This window comes from Mesorhizobium sp. M2C.T.Ca.TU.002.02.1.1, assembly GCF_003997225.1.
Genome location: NZ_RZTO01000046.1, coordinates 1 through 14,931, shown reverse-complemented (window position 1 = coordinate 14,931; position 14,931 = coordinate 1). Strand labels below are relative to the sequence as shown.

Sequence of the window (14,931 nt, the reverse complement as noted above, 5' to 3'; positions counted from 1 at the left end):
GCCCTGACCGAAGGCGTCGCGACCTGCGAGCCGCTGTTTCCGGTGCGCATCGACCAGTCGATCGGAGCCGGATCATGATCCCGGATTTCAGCCAGATCGGCTGGACGGCGCCGCGTCGCGCGCCGGTCGAGCTCAAAGGCCAGCGGATGACGCCGGAAGGCATCGCCGTAAAACATCTTTACACGCAGGGTGACCTCAAGGGGCTCGCCAATCTCGACACCTATCCGGGCATGCCGCCTTTCGTGCGCGGCCCCTACCCCACAATGTACGTCCAGCAGCCCTGGACGATCCGGCAATATGCCGGCTTCTCGACGGCCGAGGAATCCAACGCCTTCTACCGTCGCAATCTCGCTGCCGGCCAGAAAGGCCTGTCGGTCGCCTTCGACCTCGCCACACATCGCGGCTATGACAGCGACCATCCGCGCGTCGCCGGCGATGTCGGCATGGCTGGCGTGGCGATCGATTCCATTCTCGACATGCGGCAGCTGTTCGACGGCATTCCGCTCAACGAGATGACCGTGTCGATGACCATGAACGGCGCCGTGCTGCCGATCATGGCCTTGTACATCGTGGCGGCGGAGGAACAGGGCGTCGCGCAGAAGGATCAGGCCGGGACCATTCAGAACGACATTCTGAAGGAGTTCATGGTCCGCAACACCTACATCTACCCACCGAAGCCTTCGATGCGGATCGTGTCGGATATTTTTGCCTACACCTCGCACAACATGCCGAAGTTCAACTCGATCTCGATCTCCGGCTATCACATGCAGGAAGCCGGCGCGACGGCCGACCTCGAGCTCGCCTACACGATCGCCGACGGCATCGAATATGCGCGCGCGGGCGTTGCCGCCGGTCTCGACATCGACCGCTTCGCGCCACGCCTCTCCTTCTTCTGGGCGATCGGCATGAACTTCTTCATGGAGGTCGCCAAGCTCAGGGCCGCGCGGCTCTTGTGGTCGAGCCTGATGAAGAAGAATTTCGCGCCGAAGGACGAGCGCTCGCTGTCGCTGCGCACCCATTGCCAGACCTCCGGATGGTCGCTGACGGCGCAGGACCCATATAACAACATCACCCGAACCATGATCGAGGCGATGGCGGCGACGCAGGGGCACACCCAGTCGCTGCACACCAACTCCTTCGACGAGGCGATGGCCCTGCCGACCGACCATTCGGCGCGGATCGCCCGCAACACGCAGCTCATCCTGCAGAAGGAATCCGGCACCACGCGCATGATCGACCCGTGGGGCGGCTCGGCCTATGTCGAGCGGCTGACGCATGATCTGGCGGCGCGCGCGCTCGCCCATATCGAGGAGGTCGAAAACCTCGGCGGCATGGCGGCCGCGATCGAAAAAGGCATTCCGAAGCTACGCATCGAGGAAGCGGCGGCGCGCACGCAGGCGCGCATCGATTCCGGCGAGCAGGTGTTGGTCGGCGTCAATGCGCACCGGCCGCAGACGGACATCGAAGTCGATGTGCTGAAGATCGACAATGCCGAGGTGAAGGCAAGGCAATTGGCAAAGCTGCAGCGGCTCAAAGGCACGCGCGACGTCGCGGCGCTGGAAAACGCCCTGGCGGCGCTGACCCGCGCGGCCGAGGGCGACGAGAACCTACTCGAATTCGCGATCCGCGCGGCGCGCGCCAACGCGACCGTGGGCGAGATCTCGCTGGCGCTGGAAAAAGTGTTCGGCCGCCATACGGCGGCGGTGCAGACGATCTCCGGCGTCTATCGGGACGCGCTCGGCGACAACCCGGCGCTCGACCCACTGCAGGAGAAGATCAAAGCGTTCGAGAAGAAATCCGGCGGCAAGCCGCGCATCCTGGTCGCCAAGATGGGCCAGGACGGCCATGACCGCGGCCAGAAGGTGATCGCATCCGCCTTTGCCGATCTGGGCTTCGATGTCACGGTCGGGCCGATGTTCCAGACGCCCGACGAGATCGCGAAGCTGGCGGTGCAGCATGACGTCGACATCATCGGCGCGTCCTCGCTGGCCGCCGGGCACCTGACGCTGATCCCCGAACTCAAGGAAGCGCTGAAGAAGCTCGGCCATGGCGACACGCTGATCGTCGCCGGCGGCGTCATCCCGCCGCAGGATTATGACGCGGTGCTGGCGGCGGGCGCGGCGGAGATCTTCCCGCCGGGGACCGTTATCCCGGAAGCGGCGAACCGGCTGATGGATCGGTTGCTGGCTTGACAATTGAGCGTCCGTCGTTATAATCACTGTTCTAACAGTGTTATAGACAGGTACGTAGATCTCCTCCACTCTCGGTTCCCTACCCACTTGGTGGAGTTGAGCGCTCAGATCAACTCCACCAAGTGGGTAGGGAACCGAGAGTGGAGGAGACTGAAGGAGTTTCGCCAGTGAACATTATAGTACGCAAGATCGGCAATTCCGAAGGTGTAATTTTGCCTCGGGAAATGCTCGACCGGCTAAATGTTCGCGCCGGGGATACGCTTATTGCTGCCGAGAACGCAGGTGAGCTTCGGCTTCGTCGGCTTGAGAGCGACCGAGAAGCATTTGAAAATAAAATGAAAATAGCTCGCGAACGCATGAAGAAATACGAGGTTGCCTACCGCGCTCTTGCGAAATGATCGAGCATCATTCGCGGGAGTTCGTTGAGGCAATACACGCCGAGCAGTTGCGCCTTCACGGCGGCGCGGCGGGTATGCGTGATGAAGGCATGCTAGAATCGGCCCTTGGTCGGCCGCAGCAGAAAGAGGCCTATGGCGAGCCCGACCTTTGTGAGCTTGCGGCGGCTTACCTCTTCGGTATCGCGAAGAACCATCCATTTGTCGATGGCAACAAGCGCACCGCCTTTGCTGCCGCCGACCTGTTTCTCTATTTCAACGGATTAAGCGTCGAGGCCGAGCAGGAGGAGATCATCCAATTGGTGATGATGGTCGCCGCTGGCGAAATCGATGAGGCTGGCGCCGCCGCCTTCTTCCGCGACCATACCGTCAAGCTCGAAGGCTAGCTCTCGGCCTTGTCCGAGAGCTTGACGATTTCCCATTCCTTGCCGTTGACGGTGACGACCTCGCCGATCTTCTTGCCGAACAGGGCTACGGCCATCGGCGAGACGTGGGAAATCGAGCCCTTTGACGGGTCGGCCTCGTCCTCGCCGACGATGCGCCAATGCACCTTCTTGCCGTCGTCGCCCTCCAGCGTCACGCCCATGCCGAAGCGCACCACGTCACTGCCCGGCTCGGGCACGGAAAGCTCCGCGCTTTCGCGTCGCGCGGTCCAGTAGCGCAGATCGCGGGAAACCACCGCAAGGCGCTCGCGATCGCCGCGCCTTTCGGCTTTGGCCATCACGTCCCGCAGATCCGCCAGATTCTCCTCGATCATCGCCAGACCGCGCTCGGTCACCAGATTGCGATGCGTGCTGATCGGCCGTTCGCCGACGCCGGCAATGGCGTTTTCGCTGTCTTCTTCGCGGGTAAAAGCTCTGCTCATACGCTGAACTTAGGCTTGGCGAGGCAACTGCACAAGCGGTTTGCCGATGAGCCCACCTTGGCACGATTCCTGCGACGGACAGGGCGAAACGCCAGGACCTGTGCCGATGTTGAACAGACGAACGCTGCTTGCCCGGACCGCTGGCCTTGCCGCCGCCGGCGCCTTCGCCGGCAAGGCAGTCGCGAAGTCGCTGCCAGGCATCGAGATGGCCGCGATGCGCGGCTCGATCAATGCCACCGAGATCGGCGTGCAACCGGGTGCGGTCGACGACCAGAGCAAGGCTTTCGCCAAGATGCTGGCTGAGGCCAGCGACCGCGACCAGCCGGTGTTCCTGCCGCCCGGCACCTATCTCGTCTCGAACCTCAAGCTGCCTGCACGCGTGCGCCTGTCGGGCGTGCCCGGCGCGACGCGCATCGTCTATGGCGGCAACGGTCATCTGATGATGGCCGAGCAGGCCGAGCATATCGAACTGAGCGGACTGATGCTCGACGGCGCCAACCGCTGGCTGGCCGATTACGCGCAAGGGCTGCTCGACCTGCGCCGCGTCGCGCATCTGACAATCGACAATTGTCAGGTGACCGGCAGCGGCAAGAACGGGCTGGCGCTCGAGCATGCCGTCGGCCGTGTCGGCCGCTGCGATATTTCGGGTGCTGCGGATGCCGGCATCTATTCGGTCGAGGCGGGCGGTCTGGAGATTTCCGGCAATACGGTTTCCGATTGCGCCAATGGCGGCATCCTGGTGCATCGCTGGCAGGCTGCGGAAGACGGCACCATCGTCAGCGGCAACCGCGTCCAGCGGATCGGCGCGCGGAGCGGCGGCACGGGTCAGAACGGCAACGGCATCAACGCCTTCCGCGCCGGTAATGTCATCATCTCCGGCAATGTCGTCTCCGACTGCGCCTTCACCGCGATCCGCGCCAACAGCGCAAGCAATCTGCAGATCACCGGCAACACCTGCTCGCGCTCGGGCGAGACGGGGATCTATTCGGAATTCTCCTTCGAAGGCGCGATCCTCAGCAACAATCTGGTCGACGGCGCCGCCAACGGCATCTCGATCGTCAATTTCAACGAAGGCGGCCGCATGGCGGTCTGCTCGAACAACATCGTGCGCAACCTTACGACGGTTGGCCCCTATACGGCCGATCCGCCCGGCTTCGGCGTCGGCATCAGCGCCGAGGCCGACACCACCGTTTCCGGCAATGTCGTCGAGAACGCGCCGCTTTACGGCATGCAGCTCGGCTGGGGCCCCTATCTGCGCAATGTCGTGGCGAGCGGAAACATCATCCGCCAGGCGGGCACCGGCATCGTCGTTTCGGTCGTCGAAGGCGCCGGCAGCGCCGTCATCTCCGACAATGTCATCGACGGCGCGAAAAACGGCGCCATCATCGGCCAGCGCTGGGCCGATCCGGTGACCGGGGACCTTTCCCAGTCAAGCGATACCGGCTACGCACACCTCACCGTCGAGCGTAACAAGGTCAGCTAGACCGAGGCCACGATGATGTGGGCCTGGATCTTTGCGGCAACCTCACCGCGGCCGTGCCTCTCGGCGATCACGGATTCGGCGTAGTCGGTCGCGAATGCCAATCGTCCGACCTCCCTGGCCTCGATCTCATTGCGAAGAAGCGTTCCCTGGCAGTAGGCGACCGCGGGAACCCGTGGCGAGGAAGCCCGGCTCTGCTCGGCTATGGTGTCGATCGCCACGTCGGAGAATCCGGCGGCAGTCAGATCGCTGCGGATCAGCGCCTTGTCGTGATAGCCATGCGGCGTTCGCGCCAGGAAGCGCGGCGGATCGTGCGGAAAGATGCTGGCGAGAGCTTTCGTCACGTCGTCGGCGAATATGTTCTCCTCAATGCGATCCCAGACACTGAACAGGAAATGCCCGCCGGGCTTCAGGACCCGCTTTGCCTCGCGATAAGCGGCAGCGCGGTCGGGAAAGAACATCGCGCCGAACTGACAGCAGACGAGGTCGAAGGCCGCATCCCTGAAGGGCAGCTTCAAGGCGTCGGCCTGGCGCCAGGTGATGCGGCTGTCGGACCCTTGGCGCGATGCCGCGTAGTCGAGCATCGGCTGGTTGAGGTCGGTTACGATGTAGCTAGCGCCGGGAACGAGTTTCGGTGCCAAGGCGCGGGTGACGGCCCCGGTGCCCGCGGCGGTCTCCAAAACGGCCAAGGGCGAGAAGGACGCCGCCCGCCGCGCGGTCTCGGCGGCATAGGCCTCGAAGATCAACGGTACCATATGGCGATCGTAATTTTCCGGGATCGACCCGGCAAACACCTTGTCCGCTTCCAGCATGGCCAGCACCCAGCCCGTTGATCGGGCTGGAGACTAGCAAAAACATGAACTCGTTGCTGCTCAGTTTTGCTAGGGCAGCGTTTTCCGGGTCATGAGCGACGAAATTCGCTGATCTCAAATTTAGATACACATTGTGTATGCAGAAATGCTATATTGATGAGGAAGGATCCATCGCCATGACCACCAAAAACCAGGACAGCCACGCCAAGCCCGTCAATCTGCGCATCCGTGAGGATGTCCGCAGCCTGATCGACCGCGCCGCGAAGATACGCGGCAAGACCCGCTCCGACTTCATGATCGACGCCGCCTACCGCGCAGCCGAAGACACGCTGCTCGACCAGACGCTCGTCAAGGTCGATGCCGAAAGCTATCAGCACTATCTCGATATCCTCGACCAGCCACCGAGCAGCGAGGGATTTGCCCGGCTGATGAATGCGCCCAAGCCCTGGCGGGACTGATGCTATCGGCACCAGTCCTTCTTGCCGATAGCCACGACCTCGACCTTTTTCAAAGCGGGACCGACAGCCTCGATCAATGGCTTCGACGGCGGGCGCGTGCCAATCAAGCAAGCGGCGCGTCCAGAACCTATGTGATTGCGGAAAGCACACGCGTCGTCGGTTACTATTGCCTTTCATCAAGCGGACTTGATCTCGCGGATGCTCCCGGTTCGATCCGCCGCAACATGCCCGATCCCGTACCCATAGCTGTGCTTGGCCGTTTGGCTGTCGATGCAAACTGGCAGGGCAAAGGCCTCGGAGTCTCCCTGCTACAGGACGCGGTGCTGCGGACCGGACAAGCGGCCGCCATTCTAGGCATCCGCGGTCTCCTGGTTCATGCCATATCGGATGAAGCCAAGACGTTTTACGAGCACTATGGCTTCCAGGCTTCCCCAAAAAATCCGATGACTTTGGTACTATCGCTGAGGATAGCTCAGAAGGAGGAATCCGCGCGCTAGCTCAGCGCCGCCGTCGGCCGCAGCAGACCGACCTTGGCGCCTATGCGGCTTTCGACTGCGGGATGGGCGAGTTCGCTAAGCTTCGCCGCAACCGCTTCATCGCCGCGCAAAAGCTTGGCCAGCACGGCGGCGATCATCACCTCCGCCGCCCTGCCGGCGCCGTCATCGCATTTCAAGGCGATGCCGAGACCGAGCTCGGGCAAGGCCGCGCAATAGACGCCTTCGGCGCCGGTCTTAACGAAGATGCGGCCGGGCGCGGCCTGCATCAGCGCGACATCGGCCTTGCCGGTGCCTGAGACCAGGAACGGCTCAGCCATGCAAGCCGTGAGCAGCCGCTTCGCCGCCCTGGCGCGCTCGGGCGAAAAGCCCCTGCCCGTCGCCATGCGGGCAAAGCCCAGCGCAAAACTCTTCAACGGCACGGCGTAGGTCGGAATCGAGCAGCCGTCGATGCCGCTGTTGTCGACGCCGTGCGCCGCGCCGGTCACGGACTGCATGGCGTCGCGCACCATCTCCTGCAGTGCATGGCCGGCCTTGATGTAGCCAGCGTGTGCTATGCCGGCATGGACGCAGGTGCAAAGGAAGCCGGAATGCTTGCCTGAGCAATTGTTGTGAAGCGCGTTCGGCACGCCGCCGGCGCGGGCGAGCGCGATCTCGGCGGCATGGTTCGATGGCCAATGCGCGCCGCATTCCAGCGCGGTTTTGTCAAGACCGGCCTTGGCAAGCATCGCCGTTGCCAATTCGACATGGGCCGGCTCGCCCGAATGCGAGGCGCAGGCCAAAGCCAGTTCGCGGTTTCCGAAGCCATAGGCGTCGGCAGCGCCACTTTCGACCAGCGGCAAGGCCTGGATCGCTTTCACCGCGGAGCGCGGGAACACCGGGCGGTCCGTGTCGCCGATCTCCCAGACGCTCTTGCCGTCGGCGTCGAGGACGGAGATCGCGCCGCGGTGCCTGCTTTCGACCACCGCGCCACGTGTGACTTCGACAACAACCGGATTTGTCATATTGCCTCTCGCACGCACCCAGAGGGCGCGCCTTAATGCGGGCCGCTTCTATCTGATCCGGTCGAGGATGGAAACGTAGTTGGCGACCGCCGCGCCGCCCATGTTGAAGATGCCGCCAAGCTTGGCGCCCGGCACCTGGATGCCGCCGGCCTCACCGGTCAGTTGCATCGCGGTCAGCACATGCATCGACACACCGGTGGCGCCGATCGGGTGGCCCTTGGCCTTCAGGCCACCGGACGGATTGACCGGCAGGCGACCGTCCTTGGCCGTCGTGCCGTCCAGCGCCAGCCTGGCGCCCTCGCCGGGCTTGGCCAGGCCCATCGCCTCATATTCGATCAATTCGGCGATGGTGAAGCAGTCGTGCGTCTCGACGAAAGAGAGATCGTCCAGCGTGACGCCGGCCTTCTTCAGCGCCTGCTCCCAGGCGCGCTCGCAGCCCCCGAAGGCGAGGATGTCGCGCTTCGACATCGGCAGGAAGTCCTGCACGTGCTCGTTGGCGCGGAAGGTGACAGCGCGGCGCATCTTCAACGCTGTCGCGGTGTCGGTGAGCACAAGTGCCGCCGCGCCGTCCGAGACCAGCGAGCAATCCGTGCGCTTCAGCGGACCGGCCACGAACGGGTTCTTCTCGCTCTCCTGGCGGCAGAATTCATAGCCGAAATCCTTGCGCATCTGCGCATAGGGATTGTCGACGCCGTTTTTGTGGTTCTTGGCGGCGATCATGGCCAGCGCATCCGACTGGTCGCCATAGCGCTGGAAATAGGCCTGCGCGATCTTGCCGAAGACGCCGGCAAAGCCGGCCGGCGTGTCGCCATCTTCCGGCAAGTAGGACGCCTTGAGCAGGTTCTTGCCGATCTCGGGACCTGGCGTGGTCGTCATCTGCTCGGCGCCGACCACCAGCACGATGCGGGCGGCGTTGGCATCGATGGCGCGGATACCCTGTCGGACGGCGGCCGAGCCGGTCGCGCAGGCGTTCTCGACGCGCGTCGCCGGCTTGAAGCGCAGTCGGTCGTCAGCCTGGAGTACCAGGCTCGCGGTGAAATCCTGCGGCGAGAAGCCGGCGTTGAAATGGCCAAGCACGATCTCGTCGACGTCATCCGGACCGATGCCGGCATGGTCGAGCGCCTCGACGGCAACCTTGGTGATCAGGCCCTCCAGCGTCTCGCCTTCGAGCTTGCCGAAGCGCGAATGCGCCCAGCCGACGATGCATGCGGTCATGGCAACCTCCATTTGCGCCGCAGCCTAGCACGATCCTTCGCGGCACGTGATTCAATATTGTTCAACAGTGAACCGTTTTCCAGTCCATGCCATGGGCCAGAACGACAGGATCGGTTGATCCCGGCGTCGATTTTTTATTGATTGATGCGTCAATAAAAAATAACCTTGGCTCGAACCGGACCCCCAAAATGCCGAAAATCGGAATGGAGCCAGTGCGCCGCAAGGCGCTGATCGATGCGACGATCTCGGCGATCGGCGAGCGCGGATCGCTGGACGTGACGATGTCGGAAATCGCCGGACGCGCCGGCGTGTCGTCCGCGCTGGCGCATCACTATTTCGGCGCCAAGGACGAGCTGCTGTTCGCGACGATGCGGCACATCCTTGCCGAGCTCAACACCGACACGAGGCGCGCGCTGAACATGGCGGCGACGCCACGCGAGCGCGTCTCGGCCGTGGTCGCGGTCAGCTTCTCCGACGATCAGTTCCAGCCTCAGATCATCGCGGCCTGGCTCGCCTTCTATGTCGAGGCGCAGAAATCGACCGAGCTGCGGCGGTTGCTGCGCATCTATGCGCGGCGGCTCAATTCCAACCTGATGAGCGGGCTGACCGGGATCCTGCCTCGGACCGAGGCCGACCGCGTGGCGGAAGCGACCGCGGCGCTGATCGACGGGCTCTACATCCGCCGCGCGCTGAAGGACGGGACCCCCAACGCGCAGAGCGCCATCGCGCTCATCGAAGACTATCTCGAAACCAAGCTCAACGGACGGAGCCTGCCTTGACCACCCGGCGACCCAATTTCCTGATCGTCATGGTCGATCAACTCAACGGTACGTTCTTCCCGGACGGCCCGGCCGAGTTCCTGCATGCACCGCATCTAAGAGCCCTTGCCGCGCGCTCGGCGCGCTTCGCCAACAACTACACTGCATCACCGCTCTGCGCGCCGGGCCGTGCCTCGTTCATGAGCGGGCAACTGCCGTCGCGCACCCAAGTCTATGACAACGCCGCCGAGTTCGCCTCCTCGATCCCGACCTACGCGCATCATCTGCGCAGCGCCGGCTATCACACGGTGCTCTCCGGCAAGATGCATTTCGTCGGCCCCGACCAGTTGCACGGCTTCGAGGAGCGGCTGACCACCGACATCTATCCCGCCGATTTCGGCTGGACACCAGACTACCGCAAGCCCGGCGAGCGCATCGACTGGTGGTACCACAATCTGGGTTCGGTGACCGGCGCCGGCGTCGCGGAAATCACCAACCAGATGGAGTATGACGACGAGGTCGCCTTCCACGCGACGCAGAAGCTCTATGAGTTCGCACGCGTATCAGATGACGCAGACCGGCGCCCCTGGTGCCTGACCGTTTCCTTCACCCATCCGCACGACCCTTATGTCGCGCGGCGCCAATACTGGGAACTCTATGAGGATTGCCCGGCGCTGGAGCCGGAGGTGGGCTTCATCCGCTACGACAGCCAGGATCCGCATTCGAAGCGGCTCTACAAGGCATCCGACTACGACAGTTTCGACATCACGCCGGACCAGGTGCGCCGTTCGCGGCGCGGCTATTTCGCCAACATCTCCTATCTCGACGACAAGGTCGGCGAGTTGCTGTCGGTGCTGGAGCGCACCCGCATGGCCGACGACACGATCGTGCTGTTCTGCTCCGACCACGGCGACATGTTGGGCGAGCGCGGCCTGTGGTTCAAGATGTGCTTCTACGAGGGCTCGGCGCGGGTGCCCCTGATGATGGCCGGCAAGGGCATCGAGGCAGGGCTGATCGGGGCGCCCGTCTCCAATCTCGACGTGGCACCGACGCTCTGCGACCTCGCCGGCATCGACATGAGCGCGATCGCGCGATGGACTGACGGCCAGTCGCTGCTGCCGCTTGCCCACGGCAAGGAGCGCTCGGCGCCGGTGCTGATGGAATATGCGGCCGAAGGCTCCTATGCGCCGATGGTGGCGATCCGCGATGGCAAATACAAATTCGTCCATTGCGAGCTCGATCCGCCGCAGCTCTTCGATCTCGACGCCGATCCGCGCGAGCTCGACAATCTCGCCACCAAACCGGCTCACGCCGATCTGGTCTCGGCCTTCATGGAAAAGGTCCGTGCGCGCTGGAACATGGCGAGCTTCGACGCCGCCGTCCGTGAAAGCCAGGCGCGCCGCTGGGTCGTCTACCCGGCACTGCGCAACGGCGCCTACTACCCGTGGGAGTTCCAGCCGCTGCAGAAAGCGTCGGAACGCTACATGCGCAATCACATGAACCTCGACAATCTCGAAGAGAGCAAACGGTATCCGAGAGGCGAATGATGACAGACATTCTCGTCCCTACCCTCGACCACCTGAAGCAAGCCTATGCCGTCACCTCGGCAGCCACGCAGGTGACGCCGCTCCTGGAGTCGGCGGCTTTGGCCAAGGAGACCGGCGCCGCGCGCGTCTTCGTCAAGCCGGAGTCGCTTCAGTGGGCCGGCTCCTTCAAGGTACGCGGGGCCTATTGGCGCTTGAAGCGATTGTCGCCCGATGAGGCGAAGAAGGGCGTGGTGGCCTATTCCTCCGGCAATTTCGCGCAAGGGTTGGCGGCCGCAGGCCAGGCGCTCGGCATTCCCGTCACCATCGTCATGCCGATCGACGCGCCCGCCGCCAAGCGTGACGCGACGGCCAGTTATGGCGCGCGCGTGGTGCTGACGGATCATGGCGACCGCGCGCGGGAGGAAGTTGCGGCTGCAAAGGCGCGGGAGATCGCCGAAACCGAGCATCTTACGCTGCTCCATCCCTTCGACGATCCGGAGATCGTTGCCGGCCAGGCCGGCGCGGGGCTTGAGGCGCTCGAACAGCTCGCGGCGAAGGAAGCACATGCCGACCTGGTGTTCTGCTCGGTCGGCGGCGGCGGGCTGATCGGCGGCGTTTCGCTCGCCTTCCACTATCTGTCGCCGAAGACCGAAATCATTGCTGTCGAGCCGGAGGGTTTCAACGGCATGGGCTCGTCGCTGGCGCGTGGCGCGATCGAAACGATGCCGATCGGACCGAAATCGATCTGCGACGGGCTGATGGCGCGCAAGCCTGGCGATGCGCCCTTCGCGGCAGTGAGTGCCGCAGGCGTGCGCGGCGTCACCGTCGACGACGCCTCGGTGCGGCGGGCGATGAAGATCGCCTTCGAGCGGATGAAGCTGGTGCTGGAGCCTTCGGGTGCCGCATCGCTTGCGGCGTTGCTCGGCGGCAAGGTGGATGTGGCGGGCAAGACCGTCCTTGTGATTGCAACCGGCGGCAATGTCTCGCTCGCCGATTTTATGGCGCATATGAACAATGCTTGAAGCGGATTTCGTCATCATCGGCTCCGGCTCCGCCGGCTCGGCCATGGCCTATCGCCTGTCGGAGGACGGCAAGCACTCGGTGATCGTCATCGAGTTCGGTGGCACCGATATGGGGCCGCTGATCCAGATGCCGTCGGCGCTATCGATCCCGCTCAACATGAGTCTCTACGACTGGGGTTTCGCCAGCGAGCCCGAGCCGCATCTCGGCGGGCGCGTGCTCGCCACGCCGCGCGGCAAGGTGATCGGCGGCTCCTCCTCGATCAATGGCATGGTCTATGTGCGCGGGCATGCGCATGACTTCGACCACTGGGCCGAACAGGGCGCCGCCGGCTGGGCCTTCGCCGACGTGCTCCCCTATTTCAAGCGCATGGAGGATTCCGACGGCGGCGAGGACGGCTGGCGGGGCAAAGGCGGCCCACTGCATGTGCAGCGCGGCACGCGGAAAAATCCGCTCTACGGCGCCTTCGTCGAGGCCGGTCGCCAGGCCGGTTTCGAGCTCACCGACGACTATAACGGCGCGAAGCAGGAAGGCTTCGGGCCGATGGAGCAGACCATTCTTGGCGGCCGCCGCTGGTCGGCGGCGAACGCCTATCTGAAGCCGGCCCTCAAACGCAAAAATGTGAATCTGGTCAAGGGTTTTGCCCGGCGCGTGGTGATCGAGAATCAACGCGCCGTCGGCGTCGAGATCGAAGCTAACAAACAGATTCAGCTCGTTAAGGCGCGGCGTGAGGTGATCGTCGCGGCGTCGTCGATCAACTCGCCGAAGATCCTGATGCTGTCCGGCATCGGCCCGGGCGCGCATCTTCAGGAAAACGGCATAAAGGTGATCGCCGACCGGCCGGCTGTCGGCGCCAATCTGCAGGATCATCTGGAGCTCTATATCCAGCAGGAATCGACCAGGCCGATCACGCTGAACTCGGTGCTCAATCCCTTTTCCAAGGCGTTGATCGGCGCGCAATGGCTGTTCTTCAAAAGCGGGCTCGGCGCCACCAATCATTTCGAGGCGGCCGCTTCGTGCGTTCGCAGGCCGGCGTCGACTATCCCGATATCCAGTACCACTTCATCCCGGCGGCGGTGCGCTATGACGGCAAGTCGGCGGCGAAGTCGCACGGCTTCCAGGCGCATGTCGGGCCGATGCGTTCGAAGTCGCGCGGCTCGGTGAGCCTGCGCTCACCCGACCCGAAGACGAAGCCGGTGATCCGCTTCAACTACATGTCGCATCCTGACGACTGGAGCGAGTTCCGCCACTGCATCCGGCTGACGCGCGAGATCTTCGGCCAGAAGGCCTTCGACGGCTTCCGCGGCAAGGAGATCTCGCCGGGCAGCCATGTGCAGTCCGACGACGAGCTCGACGCCTTCATCCGCGACCATGCCGAGAGCGCCTACCACCCCTGCGGCACCTGCCGGATGGGTCGCGCCGACGATCCAACCGCCGTGGTCGATCCGGAGTGCCGGGTGATCGGCGTCGAAGGCCTGCGCGTCGCCGACTCTTCGATCTTCCCGCGTGTGACCAACGGCAATCTCAACGCGCCCTCGATCATGACCGGCGAGAAGGCCTCGGACCATATCCTCGGCCGCACGCCGCTGGCGCCCTCCAACCAGGAACCCTGGATCAATCCGCGCTGGCAGGTGGCGGACAGATAGCGCATGATCCGGCGGGCGCCCTCCCCGCCCAGCGATTACGAACGGAGAAGACCATGCGCGCCCAACCGACGGCATCGCACTACGTCAACGGCCGCTACATCGAGGACGAAGGCGGCGTGCCGCTGCCGGTGATCTATCCGGCGACCGGCGAGACCATCGCCACACTGCATTCGGCGACGCCGAACGTTCTCGAATTAGCCATCGAGGCCGCACGCGCCGCGCAACCGGCCTGGGCACGTGTGAAGCCGGTCGAGCGCGGCCGCATCCTGCGCCGCGCCGCCGACATTCTGCGCGCGCGCAACGCCGATCTGGCGCGGATCGAAACGCTGGACACCGGCAAGGCGATCCAGGAAACGCTGGTGGCCGATGCGCCTTCGGCCGCCGACTGCCTGGAATATTTCGCCGGAGCGGTCGCCGCCTTCAATGGCGAGATGATCGATCTCGGCGGGCCTTTCGCCTACACGCGCCGCGAGCCGCTCGGCGTCTGTGTCGGCATTGGTGCCTGGAACTACCCGATCCAGATCGCCGGCTGGAAGTCGGCGCCGGCTTTGGCCATGGGCAATGCCATGGTGTTCAAGCCGTCGGAGAACACGCCGCTGTCGGCGCTGGCGCTGGCCGAGATCTACTCGGAGGCCGGCCTGCCCGACGGGCTGTTCAACGTGGTGCAGGGCTATGGCGATGTCGGCGCCGGCCTTGTCGGGCATGACGTCGTGGCAAAAGTTTCGGTGACCGGCTCGGTGCCGACCGGCCGCAAGGTGCTGTCGCTTGCCGGTTCGAAGATGAAGCACGCGACGATGGAGCTCGGCGGCAAGTCGCCGCTGATCATCTTCGACGACGCCGATCTCGAGAACGCCATCGGCGGAGCCATGCTCGGCAATTTCTACTCGACCGGTCAGGTCTGTTCCAACGGCACGCGCGTCTTCGTGCAGAAGGGCCTGCATGACCGTTTCGTCGAGCGGCTGGTCGAGCGCACCAAGAAGATCCGCATCGGCGATCCGCTCGATCCGGACACGCAGATGGGGCCGCTGGTCAACAGGCTTCAGCAGGAGAAGGTCGTGTCCTACAT

Annotated in this window: 14 protein-coding genes and 1 pseudogene; 11 read left to right on the top strand and 4 right to left on the bottom strand. The window is 64.0% G+C overall.

Translation table 11 applies throughout. The features are described 5' to 3' along the window. Positions 1-74 precede the first annotated feature (74 nt). From scpA to EOD07_RS04345, 3 genes are all read left to right on the top strand, one after another. Positions 75-2,192 carry a methylmalonyl-CoA mutase gene (gene scpA, locus EOD07_RS04355; RefSeq protein ID WP_127234113.1) on the top strand — a complete coding sequence of 706 codons (2,118 nt, stop codon included), beginning with the start codon at positions 75-77 and terminating at the stop codon, positions 2,190-2,192. 167 nt (positions 2,193-2,359) lie between these two features. Then, complete coding sequence (locus tag EOD07_RS04350) at positions 2,360-2,590, top strand: AbrB/MazE/SpoVT family DNA-binding domain-containing protein (protein WP_127234112.1); 231 nt, start codon at positions 2,360-2,362, stop codon at positions 2,588-2,590. After that, positions 2,587-2,973 (top strand): type II toxin-antitoxin system death-on-curing family toxin, encoded by a 387-nt coding sequence (locus EOD07_RS04345; protein ID WP_073987076.1) that lies wholly within the window; start codon positions 2,587-2,589, stop codon positions 2,971-2,973. The genes EOD07_RS04350 and EOD07_RS04345 overlap by 4 nt, the downstream gene beginning before the upstream one ends. Here the strand turns inward: EOD07_RS04345 and greA are convergent. Beyond that, positions 2,970-3,452 (bottom strand): transcription elongation factor GreA, encoded by a 483-nt coding sequence (gene greA, locus EOD07_RS04340; RefSeq protein WP_127234111.1) that lies wholly within the window; start codon positions 3,450-3,452, stop codon positions 2,970-2,972. The genes EOD07_RS04345 and greA overlap by 4 nt on opposite strands. A gap of 106 nt (positions 3,453-3,558) precedes the next feature. Here greA and EOD07_RS04335 point away from each other — a divergent pair, with 106 nt between their 5' ends. Beyond that, the gene (locus EOD07_RS04335) at positions 3,559-4,935 is read left to right on the top strand and encodes a TIGR03808 family TAT-translocated repetitive protein (RefSeq protein WP_127234110.1); all 1,377 of its coding nucleotides are present in this window, start codon (positions 3,559-3,561) and stop codon (positions 4,933-4,935) included. Here the strand turns inward: EOD07_RS04335 and EOD07_RS04330 are convergent. Next, positions 4,932-5,744, bottom strand: a complete 813-nt coding sequence (locus tag EOD07_RS04330) for a class I SAM-dependent methyltransferase (protein WP_127234109.1) — start codon at positions 5,742-5,744, stop codon at positions 4,932-4,934. The genes EOD07_RS04335 and EOD07_RS04330 overlap by 4 nt on opposite strands. Before the next feature lie 176 nt (positions 5,745-5,920). Here EOD07_RS04330 and EOD07_RS04325 point away from each other — a divergent pair, with 176 nt between their 5' ends. Both EOD07_RS04325 and EOD07_RS04320 read left to right on the top strand, forming a co-directional pair. Then, positions 5,921-6,202 carry a DUF1778 domain-containing protein gene (locus tag EOD07_RS04325; protein ID WP_041012998.1) on the top strand — a complete coding sequence of 94 codons (282 nt, stop codon included), beginning with the start codon at positions 5,921-5,923 and terminating at the stop codon, positions 6,200-6,202. Continuing rightward, on the top strand, positions 6,202-6,699 hold the full coding sequence (locus EOD07_RS04320; RefSeq protein ID WP_127234108.1) for a GNAT family N-acetyltransferase: 498 nt from the start codon (positions 6,202-6,204) through the stop codon (positions 6,697-6,699). The genes EOD07_RS04325 and EOD07_RS04320 overlap by 1 nt, the downstream gene beginning before the upstream one ends. On the opposite strand, the gene EOD07_RS04315 is transcribed toward EOD07_RS04320, so the two are convergent. Both EOD07_RS04315 and EOD07_RS04310 read right to left on the bottom strand, forming a co-directional pair. Continuing rightward, positions 6,696-7,700 carry an asparaginase gene (locus tag EOD07_RS04315; RefSeq protein ID WP_127234107.1) on the bottom strand — a complete coding sequence of 335 codons (1,005 nt, stop codon included), beginning with the start codon at positions 7,698-7,700 and terminating at the stop codon, positions 6,696-6,698. The two genes, EOD07_RS04320 and EOD07_RS04315, sit on opposite strands and share 4 nt — an antisense overlap. Positions 7,701-7,748: 48 nt before the next feature. Continuing rightward, positions 7,749-8,915 (bottom strand): acetyl-CoA acetyltransferase, encoded by a 1,167-nt coding sequence (locus EOD07_RS04310; RefSeq protein WP_127234106.1) that lies wholly within the window; start codon positions 8,913-8,915, stop codon positions 7,749-7,751. 188 nt (positions 8,916-9,103) lie between these two features. Between EOD07_RS04310 and betI the strand changes: the two genes are divergently transcribed. The 5 genes and pseudogenes from betI to EOD07_RS04285 form a co-directional block, all read left to right on the top strand. Further along, on the top strand, positions 9,104-9,694 hold the full coding sequence (gene betI / locus EOD07_RS04305; protein WP_127234105.1) for a transcriptional regulator BetI: 591 nt from the start codon (positions 9,104-9,106) through the stop codon (positions 9,692-9,694). Further along, a complete protein-coding gene (gene betC / locus EOD07_RS04300) occupies positions 9,691-11,220 on the top strand; it encodes a choline-sulfatase (protein ID WP_127234104.1) in 1,530 nt (509 codons plus the stop codon). The genes betI and betC overlap by 4 nt, the downstream gene beginning before the upstream one ends. Continuing rightward, the gene (locus EOD07_RS04295) at positions 11,217-12,221 is read left to right on the top strand and encodes a threonine/serine dehydratase (protein WP_164772062.1); all 1,005 of its coding nucleotides are present in this window, start codon (positions 11,217-11,219) and stop codon (positions 12,219-12,221) included. The genes betC and EOD07_RS04295 overlap by 4 nt, the downstream gene beginning before the upstream one ends. Further along, positions 12,214-13,865, top strand: a pseudogene (gene betA / locus EOD07_RS04290) (choline dehydrogenase). Before EOD07_RS04295 ends, betA begins: the two are co-directional and overlap by 8 nt. Positions 13,866-13,918: 53 nt before the next feature. Then, positions 13,919-14,931: aldehyde dehydrogenase family protein (locus EOD07_RS04285; protein ID WP_127234103.1), on the top strand; the 1,013-nt coding region annotated here is incomplete at its 3' end.

What these genes read in the sequence shown, in the direction of transcription:
- greA (WP_127234111.1), bottom strand. Translation starts at nt 3,452, where the DNA reads ATGAGCAGAGCTTTTACCCGCGAAGAAGACAGCGAAAACGCCATTGCC.
- betI (WP_127234105.1), top strand. Translation starts at nt 9,104, where the DNA reads ATGCCGAAAATCGGAATGGAGCCAGTGCGCCGCAAGGCGCTGATCGAT.
- EOD07_RS04345 (WP_073987076.1), top strand. Translation starts at nt 2,587, where the DNA reads ATGATCGAGCATCATTCGCGGGAGTTCGTTGAGGCAATACACGCCGAG.
- EOD07_RS04295 (WP_164772062.1), top strand. Translation starts at nt 11,217, where the DNA reads ATGATGACAGACATTCTCGTCCCTACCCTCGACCACCTGAAGCAAGCC.
- EOD07_RS04330 (WP_127234109.1), bottom strand. Translation starts at nt 5,744, where the DNA reads ATGCTGGAAGCGGACAAGGTGTTTGCCGGGTCGATCCCGGAAAATTAC.
- EOD07_RS04325 (WP_041012998.1), top strand. Translation starts at nt 5,921, where the DNA reads ATGACCACCAAAAACCAGGACAGCCACGCCAAGCCCGTCAATCTGCGC.
- EOD07_RS04315 (WP_127234107.1), bottom strand. Translation starts at nt 7,700, where the DNA reads ATGACAAATCCGGTTGTTGTCGAAGTCACACGTGGCGCGGTGGTCGAA.
- EOD07_RS04335 (WP_127234110.1), top strand. Translation starts at nt 3,559, where the DNA reads ATGTTGAACAGACGAACGCTGCTTGCCCGGACCGCTGGCCTTGCCGCC.
- scpA (WP_127234113.1), top strand. Translation starts at nt 75, where the DNA reads ATGATCCCGGATTTCAGCCAGATCGGCTGGACGGCGCCGCGTCGCGCG.
- EOD07_RS04310 (WP_127234106.1), bottom strand. Translation starts at nt 8,915, where the DNA reads ATGACCGCATGCATCGTCGGCTGGGCGCATTCGCGCTTCGGCAAGCTC.
- EOD07_RS04320 (WP_127234108.1), top strand. Translation starts at nt 6,202, where the DNA reads ATGCTATCGGCACCAGTCCTTCTTGCCGATAGCCACGACCTCGACCTT.